Annotated in this window: 13 protein-coding genes and 1 riboswitch; of the genes, 6 read left to right on the top strand and 7 right to left on the bottom strand. The window is 26.5% G+C overall.

Annotated elements, in window-relative coordinates:
- The first annotated feature begins 1 nt into the window (after window position 1).
- The 6 genes from BFL38_RS06100 (at window position 2) to BFL38_RS06075 (ending at window position 6,474) form a co-directional block, all read left to right on the top strand.
- Window positions 2-673 (top strand): SH3 domain-containing protein, encoded by a 672-nt coding sequence (locus BFL38_RS06100; protein WP_069726225.1) that lies wholly within the window; start codon window positions 2-4, stop codon window positions 671-673.
- 104 nt (window positions 674-777) lie between these two features.
- The gene (gene mnmA / locus BFL38_RS06095) at window positions 778-1,836 is read left to right on the top strand and encodes a tRNA 2-thiouridine(34) synthase MnmA (protein WP_069726224.1); all 1,059 of its coding nucleotides are present in this window, start codon (window positions 778-780) and stop codon (window positions 1,834-1,836) included.
- A gap of 77 nt (window positions 1,837-1,913) precedes the next feature.
- Complete coding sequence (locus BFL38_RS06090; protein ID WP_069726223.1) at window positions 1,914-2,726, top strand: thioredoxin fold domain-containing protein; 813 nt, start codon at window positions 1,914-1,916, stop codon at window positions 2,724-2,726.
- 58 nt (window positions 2,727-2,784) lie between these two features.
- Window positions 2,785-3,612, top strand: coding sequence for a thioredoxin fold domain-containing protein (locus tag BFL38_RS06085; protein WP_069726222.1), 828 nt, complete (start codon window positions 2,785-2,787; stop codon window positions 3,610-3,612).
- Between the two features lie 134 nt (window positions 3,613-3,746).
- The gene (locus BFL38_RS06080) at window positions 3,747-4,745 is read left to right on the top strand and encodes a glycosyltransferase family 2 protein (RefSeq protein WP_069726221.1); all 999 of its coding nucleotides are present in this window, start codon (window positions 3,747-3,749) and stop codon (window positions 4,743-4,745) included.
- 598 nt (window positions 4,746-5,343) lie between these two features.
- Window positions 5,344-6,474 (top strand): DUF362 domain-containing protein, encoded by a 1,131-nt coding sequence (locus BFL38_RS06075; RefSeq protein WP_069726220.1) that lies wholly within the window; start codon window positions 5,344-5,346, stop codon window positions 6,472-6,474.
- 73 nt (window positions 6,475-6,547) lie between these two features.
- On the opposite strand, the gene BFL38_RS06070 is transcribed toward BFL38_RS06075, so the two are convergent.
- The 7 genes from BFL38_RS06070 to BFL38_RS06040 form a co-directional block, all read right to left on the bottom strand.
- Window positions 6,548-8,071 (bottom strand): bifunctional metallophosphatase/5'-nucleotidase, encoded by a 1,524-nt coding sequence (locus tag BFL38_RS06070; RefSeq protein ID WP_083249394.1) that lies wholly within the window; start codon window positions 8,069-8,071, stop codon window positions 6,548-6,550.
- Window positions 8,072-8,216: 145 nt separating this feature from the next.
- On the bottom strand, window positions 8,217-9,590 hold the full coding sequence (locus BFL38_RS06065) for an 8-oxoguanine deaminase (RefSeq protein WP_069726219.1): 1,374 nt from the start codon (window positions 9,588-9,590) through the stop codon (window positions 8,217-8,219).
- 22 nt (window positions 9,591-9,612) lie between these two features.
- A riboswitch (purine riboswitch) is annotated at window positions 9,613-9,709 on the bottom strand.
- Window positions 9,710-9,755: 46 nt separating this feature from the next.
- A complete protein-coding gene (locus tag BFL38_RS06060; RefSeq protein ID WP_069726218.1) occupies window positions 9,756-11,018 on the bottom strand; it encodes a hypothetical protein in 1,263 nt (420 codons plus the stop codon).
- A gap of 95 nt (window positions 11,019-11,113) precedes the next feature.
- Window positions 11,114-11,881: a DUF4253 domain-containing protein gene (locus BFL38_RS06055; protein WP_069726217.1), complete on the bottom strand. Its 768-nt coding sequence runs from the start codon at window positions 11,879-11,881 to the stop codon at window positions 11,114-11,116.
- 20 nt (window positions 11,882-11,901) lie between these two features.
- On the bottom strand, window positions 11,902-13,347 hold the full coding sequence (locus tag BFL38_RS06050) for a tol-pal system YbgF family protein (protein WP_069726216.1): 1,446 nt from the start codon (window positions 13,345-13,347) through the stop codon (window positions 11,902-11,904).
- A gap of 16 nt (window positions 13,348-13,363) precedes the next feature.
- Window positions 13,364-15,112, bottom strand: coding sequence for a phosphoenolpyruvate--protein phosphotransferase (gene ptsP, locus BFL38_RS06045; RefSeq protein WP_069726215.1), 1,749 nt, complete (start codon window positions 15,110-15,112; stop codon window positions 13,364-13,366).
- A 305-nt stretch (window positions 15,113-15,417) separates the two neighbouring features.
- Window positions 15,418-16,134, bottom strand: coding sequence for a 5'-methylthioadenosine/adenosylhomocysteine nucleosidase (locus BFL38_RS06040; RefSeq protein WP_069726214.1), 717 nt, complete (start codon window positions 16,132-16,134; stop codon window positions 15,418-15,420).
- Window positions 16,135-16,221: the final 87 nt, after the last annotated feature.

Genomic DNA, 16,221 nt, shown 5'->3' with positions numbered 1-16,221 from the left:
CATGAAAAAATTAATTATAGTATTTTTGCTTTTTCAATCGTATTATTTATATAGTGCTTTTGATTTAGATAGATTAAATAATTTATTTGAATCTGCTAATAAACTTTATAATGACGGTAAATATTTAGAAGCTAATTATTTATATAAAGATATTGCGGCATCTAATTTTGTTTCAAAAGATTTGTATTATAATTTAGCTTCATCTTATGCTGCTATTGGAAGTAATGGATATGCTGTTCTTTATTATGAAAAGGCTTTGAATATATCGCCTTTTGATAAGGAAATAAAAATTATGATAAATTCATTAACAGGAAATAATGATTATGATTCCCAAATTATAGTTATTATGTATGGATTTTTAATATTGTTTCTAATATTTTTTACTTTGATGATTTTGATGTTTATAAAGAGAAAAAAGATAAATAAATTTTTATTAATGCTTTCTATAGTTCTTTTAATACCTACTGCAATATTAAATAATAATATAAATTCTGATTATGTAATAACTGTAAATAATGCCAATTTATACAGAGGAAGTAGTACTAAATCATCTATAGTTTCTCAAATATCCGAAGGCGAAAAATTGAGGGTGCTTGAAGAGTATACTAATTGGTACTATGTGAAAGGTAATTTTAAGGGCTGGATAAGTAAGGGTTCTGCCGAAAAAATATAAAAAATAATATTCTCATATAAATTTAAAATATTTTCTTTATTTGTAATTTTTATTAAATTAAATATTATATAGTTTTATTATATAAAGAATAAAAGGAGAGTAGTATGCAAAAAATAGCAGTTGGAATGAGTGCAGGAGTTGATTCTACTACTACGGCAAAACTCTTAAAAGAACAAGGTAATGAGGTATTCGGTGTTACTATGCTTTTATGGAATGGAGATGAAAGAGCACCTTTAAGCGGTTCTTGTTATAGTCCTTATCAGAAAAATATTGTAGAGGAATGCGAAAAATATGCAAAGGCAATAGGTATAGATTATTATGCATTCGATGTAAGTGAGATGTTTCAGAAAAAAGTTATAGATTATGTTACTGAATCTTATAAAAAAGGATTTACTCCAAACCCTTGCATAATGTGCAACAGTCAGATTAAATTTATGGCTTTATTTGAGGCTATAGAAAAGCAAGGTTTAGAATTCGATAAATTTGCTACAGGGCATTATGCTGGCGTCAAATACGATGAAAATACTAAAAGATATCTTCTTTTAAGAGGAAAAAATTTAATAAAAGATCAGTCTTATTTTTTGTACAGGCTCACTCAAGATCAATTATCTAAAATAATTTTTCCCATGCATGAAAATACAAAAGAAGATACAAGAAACATTGCAAGAGGATATAATTTAGATGTTGCTGAAAAGAGTGAAAGTCAGGATTTTTTTGCTGGAGAATATCATAGATTATTTGATGAAGATAAAGAAGGTAACATAATAAATATAGATACTAATGAAATATTGGGGCATCATAAAGGAATATGGCATTATACAGTAGGGCAGAGAAAAGGTTTAGGTATAGCCTATAAAGAGCCATTATTTATAGTATCATTGGACAGTGAAACAAATACAGTTTATGTTGGAAATAAAAATCATACATTGGTTAATGAAGTAAAAATATATGATGTTAATTGGATAGCTGAGCCTATACAAAAAGAATTTGAAGCATTAGTAAAAACAAGAAGTGCTCATAAAGGTACTATGGCTCTTGTTATTCCAATAGATGAAAATACTATTAATATAAAATTTCATGAGCCTACAGGTATTATAGCTAAAGGTCAGTCTTGTGTATGTTATGATAATGATATAACTTTATGCGGCGGCATTGTTTATTGATTTACATTTATATGATTTTATTGTTTTTATATATGAGAGATTTTTTAATAGCAAATATAGTTTAAGGAAAATATCAGATGAATAAATTATATATTATGATATTTAGTTTTATTTTGTTTTTGTCATGCTCTAATTCTGGAAAAATAAATTGGGAAAGTGATTTTGATGTATCAGTTGAAAAATCAAAGTCTGAAAATAAAATAATAATGATGGATATATATACTGATTGGTGCGGAGCATGTAAGGAAATGGATAAAAATGTTTTCAAAAATAAAAATGTAGCTGATAGCAGCACAAATTTTATAGCATTAAAATTCAATCCTGAAAAAATGCCTAATGGAAAAGATATACTAAAAAAATATAATATATTGGGTTTTCCTACTATGCTTTTTATTAATAGCGATGGATTTATTTTAAAAAGAATAGTTGGTTATATTGAAAGCGATGAATTAATAAATGAAATGAATAGTATGAAAGAGAGAAATTATAGAGTAAATACCATATTCAAAGATGATAATATTTCATTAGATAAGTTGGATATTTATCTTGAATCAGGTTATGATAATGAAGCTTTGGATATGTACAATAAACTCACAGAAGAAAATAAAATACCTGAAGATAAAATGGCTAGGTATATGTCAAGTATTGCTCTTTTGCTTTTAGATAATGATAAACAAGATGAAGGAATGAAATATTTTAATGAGATAATAAGTAAATATAGTAATTATAATGAAGTTTATATAGCTCATTATTATAAGGCATTGGATATGATAATTAATAATGCCCAGACAAATGAGGGTATAAAATACATAGAAAATCTCACAAATCAAGTACCAGACGGAATAAAAAATGAGTATTTAGATTTTATAAATTATTTTAGTTCCAATTAAATATATTGTTTTATTATTAAAATACTTTATAATAGTATAATCAAAAAAGGAGAAAACTATGAATAAAAATACATTGATTATTTCTATAATGATATTTATCTCTATTGTTTCTTGTAATAAGGCAAGTGCTGAGATAAAATGGGAAAAAGATTTGGCTGCCGCTATGAAGAAAGCTAAAGAGAAAAATATGCCTATAATGATAGATGTTTATACTGATTGGTGTACTTGGTGTAAGGAATTGGATAAAAATACTTATTCACATAAAGATGTTATAGATGCTGCCAAAAAAATGGTTTCTATTAAATTGAATCCTGAAACTTCAGAAGAAGGAGCAAAGATAGCTCAGAGATATGGTGTACAAGGTTTTCCTACAATACTTTTTATAAGTGCTGATGGTTTTATATTAGAAAATGTAGGAGGATATGTTGAGGGAGAAAAATTTGTTCCTTATATGAAAAATGCCGTAGAAAAATTGAATAAAGTAAATTCTGTATTGGCAAATAAAGAACCTACTTTAGAAAAATTAGATTTATATATGGAATCAGGAAATGAAACAGAATCTCAAAAGATATACGATGCTTTAATACAGAAAAAAGCTATATCTAAAGAAAAAATGCCTAAATATTTACTTGGTTTTGGTTTAATAAAAGCACAGAAAAAGGATTATGATAATGCTAATAAATATTTTGATGATATAATAAAAAATTATCCTAATTCTGAAGAAGTTTATGTGGCTCATTATTATAAAGCAGTCATGATGGCATTGGCAGGAGAAAAAGATGAGCCTAAAAAATATTTAGAGAAACTTCTTGATGATCCTAAGGTTCCTGAGAATATGAAAGTGCAGTATGAAAATTTATTATCATACATCAATGAAACTAATTAATTATTATTAAATAAATTTGTAAAAGAGGGGTATTTTTTAGCCTCTCTTTTTTTATATGATGTACTTTAAAAAATAATTTGTTATAATATAACTAATTAATATACAAATTGAAGTTTATATGGATATAAAAGATTATGGTTAGTATAATAATACCTGTTTATAATGTTTCAAAATATTTGTATACTTGCTTGGATAGTGCGGTTAATCAAACATACAAGGATTTAGAAATAATATGTATTAATGATGGTTCTACTGATGATTCTCTTGAAATATTAAAAGAGTATGCATATAAAGATAATAGAATCATTATAATAGATAAAAAAAATGCCGGAGTATCTGCTGCAAGAAATGACGGTATAGAAAAATCAAATGGCGAATATATATTCTTTATGGACAGCGATGACTATATAGATAATGATTTTATTGAAGTTTTTTATAATAATGCTAAAAAGAATAACAGTGATTTAGTGGTATTAAGCACTTTTTGGAATTTAGATAAAAGAGTAAATAAAGATTATCATTCGGCACTTCCTACTTGGTCTATGTTTATAAAAAAATCCATATTAGATAATTATAAATATTTAAGATATCCAATTAATTTACATCCTGGTGAAGATGGTATATTTTCACATGAACTTCTAATGTATACAAAAAATGTTAGTTTTGAATATAATACAAATTATCATTATGTAAAAAGAGATGGGCAGTCAACTGAAAATACAGAAAAAAATATCAAAAAATTATCTAACGATATAAAAAAATATTTGGAAATATTAGAAGATTTCTACACTAAATATAATTTTTGGGAAAGTAAGTCATTATCGTTTGCTAAATATATAGAAGGCGAAGTATTTTTAGCATTCAGAACAAAAAATTTTACAGTTGAAGATGAGAAAAAAGTTTTCGATATAATAAAATCCACTTTAAATAAAGCCATAAAAAATATAAGTACAGAAGATTATAATAAGTATTTTTCCAAAGAGTTTATTATTCTTATAGAGTCTAATACAATTGAAGATTATTATAAAAAAACAAAATATAAATATAATTATATAAGATTTAAACTATTCGGAAAAGATGTATCAATAAGATATAAAGAAAATAGATACAAATATTACAAGAATGATAAATAAAATCATTTAAAATATGATTAAAAGTTCTTTAACGCACGGTAAACAGAACTTCAATTTTTATTCTGATTATAATTTAAAATAATCTTATATTTTTAATTTTGCTCTGCGTGCGTTGTATTGATTATAAATTTTATAAAAACTTGGGTGGGTGCCTTATAATTCTAATTAAGCAATAAGAAAACAGAAAATTTAAAATTCAAAATAAATTATTTAATATAGAGGGTGGGAATGAAAATAAGTTTTAAAACTATATTTACATACCCCGCCCTATAGGCTTTCTATCATTTTTGTTATTTTGGTATTTTATTTCTTTTAAATTTTAACTGTTATTTTAGCTGCCCGCCCAAGTTTTTTTTGAAATTATATTTTAATTAACGCACGGTGAATATGCTTAATAATATAAGATTAATAATAATAAAAATTTAAATTATAAATTAAGTATTATTTAGCGTGCGTTTAGAGATGTAATAGAATTTTACTGCATACTTTTATAAGTAAAATTTAAAAATTATAAAGTTTGTAATTCATAATTTTATCTATTTACAATTAAAGTAATTTTTATATAATATAAATACAGTTTTAATTTGAGGATAAGATTATGAGTAAAGTTGCTGTAATAAAATGCGAAAATTATGATCTTGAAGAAGTAAAATCTGCTATTAAAAAAGCTATAGATTTGATTGGAGGAATAGATGTATTTGTTAAAGAAAATGATAAGGTATTGCTTAAGCCCAATTTTCTAGCTGCTGAAACTGCCGAAAGATCTGTAACAACTCATCCTGTAGTATTTGAAGCTGTTGTATCTATACTTCAGGAAAAAACTAAAAACATTTCTTATGGAGATTCTCCGGGAATAGGTAAGGGAAGCAGTGTAGCATTGAAGTCCGGCATAGATGAAATAGCTAATAAATTAAATGTTAAATATGCAGATTTTGAGGAACCTGTAGGAGTTACTTATGATGATGGGGTACAGGAGAAAAGTTTTACTATAGCAAAGCCTATACAGGAAGCTGATGTAATAATAAGTTTACCAAAATTGAAATCGCATGCCCTTACAACTATGACAGGGGCAGTAAAAAATCAATTCGGATGCATACCCGGTTTTAGAAAGGCAGAATATCATTTGAAGCTTCCAGATTTTGAAGATTTTTCTACTATGCTTCTTGATTTGAATAAACTTGTTAACCCTAAGCTTTATATAATGGATGGAATTCTTGCTATGGAAGGAAACGGACCTAGAAATGGAAATCCTAGAAAAGTTAATGCTTTAATAGTGTCGTCAGATGCAGTTGCTTTGGATTATGTTGCTTCTCAAATAATATCATTTGATTATAATACTATACCTACTTTAAAAATGGGATTTAAACTTGGCTTTTCAAATAAAGAAGAAATAGAAGTTGTCGGTGATGGTATAGAAAGCGTAAAAGTAACAGATTTCAAAAAACCTCATAAAGGTGTCGGTATAGGAAGGAGTTTAATGAAGTTAAGTAGATTCCCTATTATTAAAAGACTTTTTGCAACTATAATACCTAAACCTGTAATAGAAAAAAATAAATGTGTAAAATGCGGAGTATGTGTCAAGGTTTGTCCTGTAACACCATTGGCACTTAATTTTGAGAAAAAAGGTAAAGATTATCCGCCTGAATATTATTATAAACATTGTATATCATGCTACTGCTGTCAGGAATTATGCCCTCATAAAGCTATAGTATTAAAAAGAAAATTTTAATATAAAAAATTAAAACAAAAAATATCATACTTAATTTAAATAATTAAGTATGATATTTGTATATATTTTTTATTTACTGAATATTGATTCTAACTGTATTATCTATATAACTGCTGTCTATATTTCCAAGAGCTTTAATTTTTGATATCATATCATCTCTGCAGTCTTTTCCTGTCATATTAATATTCTGTCCTTTCTGAGTAATATTAACATAATCGCTGCTGTTATATATGAATGTAGATAAAGCTACTCTGTATGATTGTGATTCATTAATAGCAGTATTATTTAATTTAGCAGATATTAAATCTCCGCTGCTGTTGTATATAACTTCCATTCCTCTTGACATTTGAAGGAAACTTCCTCCTGAATTTCCGGCAATTACTGTACTTTTTTTGCATGCTACCTTTAATATATCAAGTATATCTTTTCCTGTTAATGTAACCAATATTACTTCATTATCAAAAGATGAAACTGTCATTACATTTGCTAATGTTATGTCTCCTTTTGTAAATCCGGCTCTTATTCCTCCGGCATTTATGAAAACAATATCAGCCTTATCTCCTTGCTGATTAGAATCATATATCAAGTCGCATACAAAATTTCCTAAAGGTGTAGATTTAGATCTAATTTCTGTAACATTAAGAGGTAAATCTTCAGATAAAGTACCTATCCTTACATTAGATTCCTGTTCTACCTGAGTCTTCATTTCATTAACCAAAGCAAGCATATCAGGATCTTGTTTTATATTACTATCCATAGGAATTAGTTTATAATTGAAACTTGAAACATTTCCATTATTGGCATTTAAATTAATATTTCCTAAATACTGCCCATAACAACCTGCCTGTACTATAGGTGTGCCGTTTACAGTGTTAGCATTTTGAAGTACAGTATGAGTATGTCCTCCTATTATAACATCAAAGATATTAGGCATGGCATTGGCAATTTCTATATCAACATTATATCCGGCATGACTTAGAAGTATTGTAACATCATTAGTAGTATTTAAAGGAATTTCTGACATGAAATTTTGTAATGATTGTATTTCATCTTCAAATACTAAATTTTGAGTGTATTGAGGATTATATCCTGCATTCTTTACAGTTACGCCTACTACAGCAATTTTTATACCGTTTATATTTGTAACCATATATGGCTTGGCATAATAGCTGTTATCTGATTTATTTTTTATATTTACTGAAAGAGTAGGAAATTTTCTGTCTTTTATTATTTGATTAAAATTATCAAGTCCATAATCTACAAAATGGTTTCCAACTGTTGCAGCACCTACTCCAATCTCATTCATAATTCTAACTTCATCTTGTCCCTTGAAAACTGTGGAATAAATACTGCCTGTAATAGTATCTCCAGCATGAAGAACCAAAACATTATCATTAGTTGACTTTACTTGTTTAATATAAGCAGCTCTTCTAGCAGCTCCGTATATTCCATTTTCTTCTTCATCTTTTCCATGTGTATCATTCATATGAATTATTACAAGGTTACCGCTTTCTTTAGGATGTAAAATATTATTTTTTTGACATGATAATATTGTTATTAATATAAAAATTAAAATAATATAAATTTTTTTCATCATAGTAATCACTCCATATTATTTGAATGTTACATTATATTATATATTTGTCAATTATATAAAATAGAAATTAACTATAAAAAATAAAAAACACGGCTCTATAAATAAAGCCGTGCATATATTTTGTGTGTATAAAATAAGGAGTCAATTATTGTCTTGCTTTACTAAGATATTTATTTTCTGTGTCATAAGCAAGTTTATATATTTTTTCTTCGTCTATAGTGATGATTTTTCCTTTTTCTACAACAACTTTTCCATTGACAATGGTATAGTCAACAGTATTTTTCCATCCTATAGTACCAAATAAAGATTTAGCATCGAAATTAGCCCCTACCATTTCTAATTTTCGCATATCTATAATAAATAAATCGCCTGCCTTTCCTATTTCCAAACTTCCTATATCATCTCTGCCTAAAACTTTTGCTCCTCCATTTGCGGCTATTTTTAATATATCATAAGCACTAGGAGCTTTATTGCTTGAATTGAGTCTATGAAGTAAATAGCATACTCTCATTTCTTCAAGTAAGCTGGAACCGTCATTGCTTGCACTTCCGTCAACTGCTAAACCTACAGGCACCCCTAATTCAATCATTTCAGGTATTTTGCAAATTCCTGAACTTAATTTCATATTTGATATAGGGCAATGAGCTACACCTGTTTTTGTATCAGCCAAATATTTTAACTCTTTTTCATTAAAATGAATTCCATGAGCATACCATACATCTTCGCCAACCCAGCCAAGAGATTCCATGTATTCCAAAGGACGCATATTGAATTTTTCTTTAACGAAAACTTCTTCATCTTTAGTTTCGCATAAATGTGTATGAAGTCTTACTTTCAAATCTCTAGCTAAAATAGCAGACTGCTTTAATAATTCACCTGTAACATTGAAAGGAGCACAAGGAGCTAATGCCACCATGTTCATAGAGTATTTTGAGCTGTCATGATATTTTTCAACTACTCTCTGACAATCTTTTAAAATATCATCTATTGATTGAACCACAGAATCAGGTGGAAGTCCTCCGTCTTTTTTGCTTAAATCCATACTTCCTCTTGAGGCATACATTCTTATTCCTAAATCTTTAGCAGCAGCAAACTGAGAATCCAATATTCCTTCTGCATTGTTATTAGGAAATAAATAATGATGATCAAAACATGTAGTGCAGCCTGTTTTTAATAATTCTCCCATTGCTGTCATAGAACTATAATACACAACATCGTTATTAAGATTTTTCCATATTTCGTATAGATTAGTAAGCCATTCAAATAATTCCATATTCTGAACCTGAGGCAGATTTCTAGTGAATATTTGAAATAAATGATGATGTGTATTTATAAGTCCTGGATATACAAAACAGCCTGAAGCATCAATTATTTTATCAGCATTTTTTTCTTCTTTTGTTTCTTTACCGATATAAGTTATAACTCCATTTTCTATAAAAATATTGCTGGAATTATAAACCGTATCATTATTATCGCATGTAACTATAGAAGAAGCATTTTTGATAAATAGACTAGACATATATTGATACCTCCGTTAATTAAAATAAGGCATAAAAACTTATAGTCAATTATTGAGGTAATTGGTAGAAACGTTCAGCCATATTATGAACTTATATAAACTGTATAGTTATTGCCTAATAGCATTATAAAATATTTTATTTTTATGTCAATTCATAATTAATTTTTATTTAAATAATGAAAACAATATAGGTATTATAAAACATACTATAAAAGCCCATATACCATAAATATATATAAAAAATACTGATTTAGTATCTCCAATAGTGATTTCTTTGATATTTGGAATACTATCAGGTTTTTTGAATATTATTAGTATAGACTTGATGTTAAAAAATGTTATAAAAATTAAATTGCCTAACATAACTAAATTTGTACCTATTAATGTTATTTTATTTGGGCTTATACCGTATTCTATTAATCTGTACAAAGAAGAAGTTAATACTAATATATCAAAAATAATAGCTATTATAGGAAGAACAATATATAAAGCCTTAGTAAATATACTTGATTTATAATCTATTCTTATAAAGAACATGTTCAATACAATTATAGCAAGCATAATGTTATAGAGTATAAAAGTAACTCTATTATCATAAGGTCTTATATCAGGCATTAATAAAAGAATCAAAAGTATAAATATAAATAATAAACTAAAAGGCATTAATATTCTTGATAAATATATTGAAATATTAGTTTTCATGTTTTGATAAACTATATATACCAAAAATGGAAATAATGATGTAAAGAATGTCATTGATAAAATTGCTAATTTAATTATGATGTCTTCATTTATGAATCCAATAATATCTTTCATTAAAAATAAAACTATTGCTGCAAATATTCCAAATACTGTTGATACTATGCCTACTATTAAACCCGCAAATATTGATATATCTGCAGAAAATGTGAAAAACTCTGAAATAGTTTTGGAATTTAATATTTGAAAACCATTATATGATAAAGCTATTATTATAAAAAATATTATATTATTAAATATATATTTTATAATAGAAATTTGTACAAAAAAATCATTATTATCTATAGCAACATTTCTTATAAAAAAACTAGTACTTAAATCTACAATTAATATAAAAATAACTGATAAAAATGTTATCAATATATTTTTTAAATTGAAATTTTTATTTATATAAAATATTAAACTTAAAGATAAAAAATAAAATAAATGAACAAATGAAGTGATTAAATTAAACAAATATTCAGAATCCGTAATGAATCTAGAAATTCTATTATTCATAAACATTAAAACAGTACCTGTAATAAATGCTGAAGAAATAAGACCTATAAAAATAATTATTAAATTTGATATTAAATTATTTTCTAATATTTTTCCTATTTTACTATTTATATCATTAATTGTATTTGTTTTTTCATTTGCATTGTTATTTTGAATACTATTTTCTTCCATAATTTACCCCTAAAAATTAGTATACCCTATAATAGTAAATAAAAATCAAGAAAGATTATAAATTAATAAATATAAAAGTCAATTATAAAAATGTATTAATCCCACCAGAAATACCAAACATCTGATTTTAATAATGTACCAGCTAATTTTCCATGATCATAATCTTCGCCAGATTGATCAACTCTGTCAAAACAGAAATAATAATGTTCTATAGCAAGTTCTCTAGCTTCCTCGTCAGTTTGAGGCTGTTTTTCTACCCAAAGCTCCCAAGTATCATAACCAACTACTGCAGGATAGGCATTATATTTTTCATACCAATACTTGAAAATTGCTGTCTGAGTTTCATGATTAGGACAGTCATTAAATCCGCCCATAGGAATATAGCATGCCAATTCATAAGGATTAACAGTAGGAATTTTTGCTAATATTAAATCAACCGTAACAGGATTATCTAAACTATAATCATAATAGGAACAAAAACTATTTACAACTTCAAAGCCTTCTACTATAGGAGCATTGAATGATTTTTTTATTTCTTCAATATATTCTTTATCATCATAAATATCTTCAATATTCTGATGCAAATATTCTTTATAGTTTATTTCTTTGGATTTTTCTATATATTCATTTATTAATTTTTTTGAATCTTCAATTTCTGCATCATTATCTTCCAAAAACATTTCAATCGCTTCAGTGAGTATATCTGTAGGTATTATTATTAAAGGAGTGTATCCTTCTTTTTTTCCTTTCTCCAAATTTTCTTTATACCAATTCATTATTTTAGTATCATCTTTAAGTCCGCATTCAAGTATTTCATAATCGCATTTTATAAAATCTGTTATAAATTTTATATTCTCATTCATATATGCTCCTAATTATTAAATTAATCCACGCTGTATTCTGCCTCACTGTCTCCGCTTATAACAAATCTGTAAGGGTTATTAGGAAGTATTTTTACTAAATAATTATACAATAAAGTAGAGCTTTGAAGTACATTGTTATTAGTATTATAATAAAAATATTTAGGATAATCTAATACATATTTATAATAAGGATTATTTTTTGAACTTACTAATTCTCCTATTTTATTATTAACTTTCCATAGGAAATATACTGACTTATCTGTGAAATAATTTGTATTAGGATCATTAAGTATATAAGAGAAGAAGTCTGATGATTTTAAATAGTCATAATTTTTATATGAATTCATAGCTGCCTTATAATTTTCAAATATATCTTCCATATTCTGAATATTATTTGTCATATATCTTAAATAGCTCCAGCCTACTATAGGTCCGTAATAAGTATCATATTTTACTAAAGCCCAATCTTCTCTTGCCCTCTCTTTAGGATTATATACATTTGTCTTATTAAGCACTGTTACAAAATCATAATTATATAATGTATAGAGTTGTTTTTCAGTACCCGGAGTAATTGCTGGTATTCTGTCTCTTATTATGATTCCATTTCCTATAACATAGTATTCTTCTTCAAATTCTGCTTTTATAGCATCTATTCTTTTTTGTACAGTTTCCATAGTGTCTTTATAATTTTTGTTTTCGGCAGAAGTTAAAGTAAAAGGCAGATTATCAGGGAAATATGATTGATTATGTAATATGCTGTCTTGAAGTACGCTTGTTCTGTATCTGTCTGAGAATCTTCTTAAATAAGTAATATTTGTAATAAATTTAGCTTTGTCATTTTCATTTTGTATGCTGCTGAATCTATGTCTTATGCTGAAGTAGTAAGCAAAATCTTTCAGAGGAAAAACACTTTCTTCATCTTGGAGTATTCTGTCAAATATATATCCATTAAAAGAGTATTGTCCGTCTTTTGCTATTATTCCCATTTGATTGTATATATTTTTTAATGAGGATTGTAAGTTTGTAACCGCTTCATCATCATTATTTTCTTCGCCTTCAACTATACCCTCGGATAATAATTGAGTGTAGAATTCTTCTATATATGCCGGTTCATTTTCTACCATATATATTAATGCCTGTCCTAAAAGATATGATGCCTCGCTTTCATAATAACTTGAAGGGTAGGTGAATAAAAATCTTGCTAAAGTTTCAAAACCTTCTTTATAGCTTGATGATAATATTTGATTTCTTCCTGTGATGAATGTTGTAAGTTCATTATACGGAGATTGTGCATTTTCTTCTTCTGTTTTTGGCAGAGTTTTTAAAAAGTCTCCCAAAGGTCCGTAATCTTCTGTACTTTCTATATCTTTTAATTTTCTATACTCATTTATTGAATCTGCAGCTTTGCATGAACTAATGAGTACAGCAGATATTAATACAATTATACTTAGTAATATTTTATTCATATTTAATTTACCTTCATTAATTAATTTTGTATGTTTTTCTTAAAAAATCTTTTAAAATTGACCTTGAAAAATTATTATCGCATTTATCAAGCATTTTGTTTACTAAATCTTCGCATTCTTCTATGCTTATGTTTCTAATAATATTTTTTACTTTAGCAATAGATGTTACAGACATTGAAAGTTCTCTTATTCCTAGTCCTAATAGTACAGGAGTATATTCAGGAACACCTCCCATTTCGCCGCATAAAGTTACGGGCTTATTATTTTCATTAGCTATTTTTATAACTCTTTTTAATGTCCTAAGAACTGATATATCTATAGGATTATACAAGTATATCAGCTTTTCATTAGTTCTGTCGCATGCCATCATATACTGAACTAAATCATTAGAGCCTATGGATAAGAAATCAGCTTCTTTTACTATTAAATCTATTATAGCAGCAGCTGAAGGCGTTTCTATTAAAACCCCTATTTTTATTTTCTCATTGAAATTTTTATTTTCATTTCTTAATTCTCTTTTAATATCTTCTATAAAATTTTTAGTTTCAATAAATTCTTCTAAAGTGCTTATCATAGGAATCATTATTTCTATATTTCCATAATGAGAAGCTCTAAGCAGTGCTTTTATCTGATCTTTAAATAATTGTTTATTAGATAAGCAGAATCTTATAGCACGCCACCCTAAGAAAGGATTATCTTCTTTGAACTCTAATCCCAAAGCTGGTGATATTTTATCTCCGCCTATATCTAAAGTTCGTATTATTACTTTTCCTTTTATTTTAGAGGCTATAGTTTTATATACTTGAAATTGAGTTTCTTCTGTAGGAAGCTCTGATGCTATTTCCTCATCTGAAAATATATATAAAAATTCTGTTCTATACAAGCCTATAGAATCTACACCAAACTTTAATAAACTTTCTATTTCTTCAGGCATATCTATATTAGCATGTACTTTTATTTCTATATTATCTTTTGTTAAAGCTTTTTCTCTAGCATCTGATATTAATTTTTCTTTTAATTTTTTTATATTTTCTGCCAATATAGTATAATTATCTATATCTATTTTGCTTGGATTCATTATAACTATATTGCTTTTACAGTCTATTATTATTTTTCTTCCGTTTTTTATTTTGCTTGATATGTCGGCTATGTTGAATATAGTTGTTATGCCGAAAGATTTAGCAAGTATTGCCGCATGGGAGGTATATCCGCCGCTTTCTATTATAAATCCCGCAACTCCTATGGCATTAAATTTTAATACATCGCTAGGTGTAAGTGTTTTTGCTATTACAATACTATCTTTTGGTGCCTGAGAATAATCTCCTGAATGAGGCTGTATTAAATTTCTTATCAGTCTTGATTTTATATCAACTATATCGCTGCTTCTTTCTGAAAGCATTTTATTATTTATAGATGATAATTTATTAAGATATCCTGATATTATAGTATCATATACATGTTCTATATTAAGTAATTTTTCTTTAACTTCTTCTTTTACTTGTTTTTCTATTACTTTATCTTGAAGCATTAATATATGAGTATGTAATATATTTTTGATATTATTATCTACATGATTTTGTAATAATTCTATTTCATTTATAGATTTTTTGACAGCTTCATCAAATCGTTTATATTCTTCTTCTACATCAGATTCTTCTATTTTGTATATGGGTGTATTCAGGTATGGAGTATAAAAAAAAGAATTTCCTATAGCCACATCATCGCCAACTCCATTTCCATTTAATATCGTTCTTTTATCAGGCATGCATTCTCCGATATTATGTTAATTAATAGTAGAAATTATATTATAAATGCAAAATATTTTCAATAGTAAATTAATTGTAAATAGTAATATTTTTAATATGTATTTATGATAACTATTTAATTAAAGAAATTGTTTGTAAAATGATGCAGCTTATTTTATATATTAATCTGTAAAATAAGATGGTTTATAAATACTATATTGATTGGAAGATAAAAATGCATGCAATACTTGGATTATAAACAAATAGAGTAGTTTAAAATTTTATATATTTATTTTTTAAACAACTCTATTATTTATTTCTTTAATTATTTCATATTCTCAAGCATTTCCACTACTATTTTCATTGAGTTTTGTGCAGATTTTACAACAAATTTAGGGAAATCTACCACAGCATCACTGTCGGCTTTATCGGATAATGAGCGTATAACTACAAAAGGAACTTTATACATCAAAGCAGCATGGGCAACAGCAGCACCTTCCATCTCTATAGCACCAGTCTTAAATTTTTTATGTATCTGCTTAACTTTTTCATTATTGCCAACAAACTGATCTCCTGTAGCTATTGTATCGATATATACTTTATTTTCTTTTATCACTTTTTGTGCTGATTCTTTTGCTAATTGTATCAAAGAAGCATCTGCAGGATAGTAATTTTTATCATATCCTTTAACTAATACAGTAAGTTCTTCTCCGTCTAAATCGCTTGTATCAAAATCATGTTCTATTAAGTCTTTTGATATAACTATATCAGATATATCGTAATCAGGATTTCCTGAACCTGCAACACCTGTAAATATTATTTTTTCTACATTAAATCTTTCTATAGCTATAGTTGTAGCAATAGCCGCATTAACTTTACCTATTCCTGATTTTAATAATACTATATTTTTACCGCATAATGTGCCTTTATAGTAAGTAATATTAGCTATTTCAATTTCTTCTATATTTTCAATCATACCTTTAAAATTGGTAATTTCTGAATCCATAGCACCTATTATTGCAATTCTTTTTGTATCAGACATAAAATAATCCTCCAAATAATAATGATTATTAAATTATATATTAAAAATATATTTTTAGAAACTATAATATTTTATAATAATAGACTT

Origin of the sequence: Brachyspira hampsonii (assembly GCF_001746205.1) — a bacterium.
GTDB classification, from domain to species: domain Bacteria; phylum Spirochaetota; class Brachyspiria; order Brachyspirales; family Brachyspiraceae; genus Brachyspira; species Brachyspira hampsonii_B.
Note: the sequence above shows the minus strand (reverse complement) of the source record. Positions and strands in the feature narration are given on the sequence as shown.

Coding starts and splice junctions, on each gene's coding strand:
- BFL38_RS06075 (WP_069726220.1), top strand. CDS start 5,344: ATGAGTAAAGTTGCTGTAATAAAATGCGAAAATTATGATCTTGAAGAA.
- BFL38_RS06050 (WP_069726216.1), bottom strand. CDS start 13,347: ATGAATAAAATATTACTAAGTATAATTGTATTAATATCTGCTGTACTC.
- BFL38_RS06070 (WP_083249394.1), bottom strand. CDS start 8,071: ATGATGAAAAAAATTTATATTATTTTAATTTTTATATTAATAACAATA.
- BFL38_RS06080 (WP_069726221.1), top strand. CDS start 3,747: ATGGTTAGTATAATAATACCTGTTTATAATGTTTCAAAATATTTGTAT.
- ptsP (WP_069726215.1), bottom strand. CDS start 15,112: ATGCCTGATAAAAGAACGATATTAAATGGAAATGGAGTTGGCGATGAT.
- BFL38_RS06085 (WP_069726222.1), top strand. CDS start 2,785: ATGAATAAAAATACATTGATTATTTCTATAATGATATTTATCTCTATT.
- BFL38_RS06100 (WP_069726225.1), top strand. CDS start 2: ATGAAAAAATTAATTATAGTATTTTTGCTTTTTCAATCGTATTATTTA.
- BFL38_RS06065 (WP_069726219.1), bottom strand. CDS start 9,590: ATGTCTAGTCTATTTATCAAAAATGCTTCTTCTATAGTTACATGCGAT.
- BFL38_RS06060 (WP_069726218.1), bottom strand. CDS start 11,018: ATGGAAGAAAATAGTATTCAAAATAACAATGCAAATGAAAAAACAAAT.
- BFL38_RS06055 (WP_069726217.1), bottom strand. CDS start 11,881: ATGAATGAGAATATAAAATTTATAACAGATTTTATAAAATGCGATTAT.
- BFL38_RS06090 (WP_069726223.1), top strand. CDS start 1,914: ATGAATAAATTATATATTATGATATTTAGTTTTATTTTGTTTTTGTCA.
- mnmA (WP_069726224.1), top strand. CDS start 778: ATGCAAAAAATAGCAGTTGGAATGAGTGCAGGAGTTGATTCTACTACT.
- BFL38_RS06040 (WP_069726214.1), bottom strand. CDS start 16,134: ATGTCTGATACAAAAAGAATTGCAATAATAGGTGCTATGGATTCAGAA.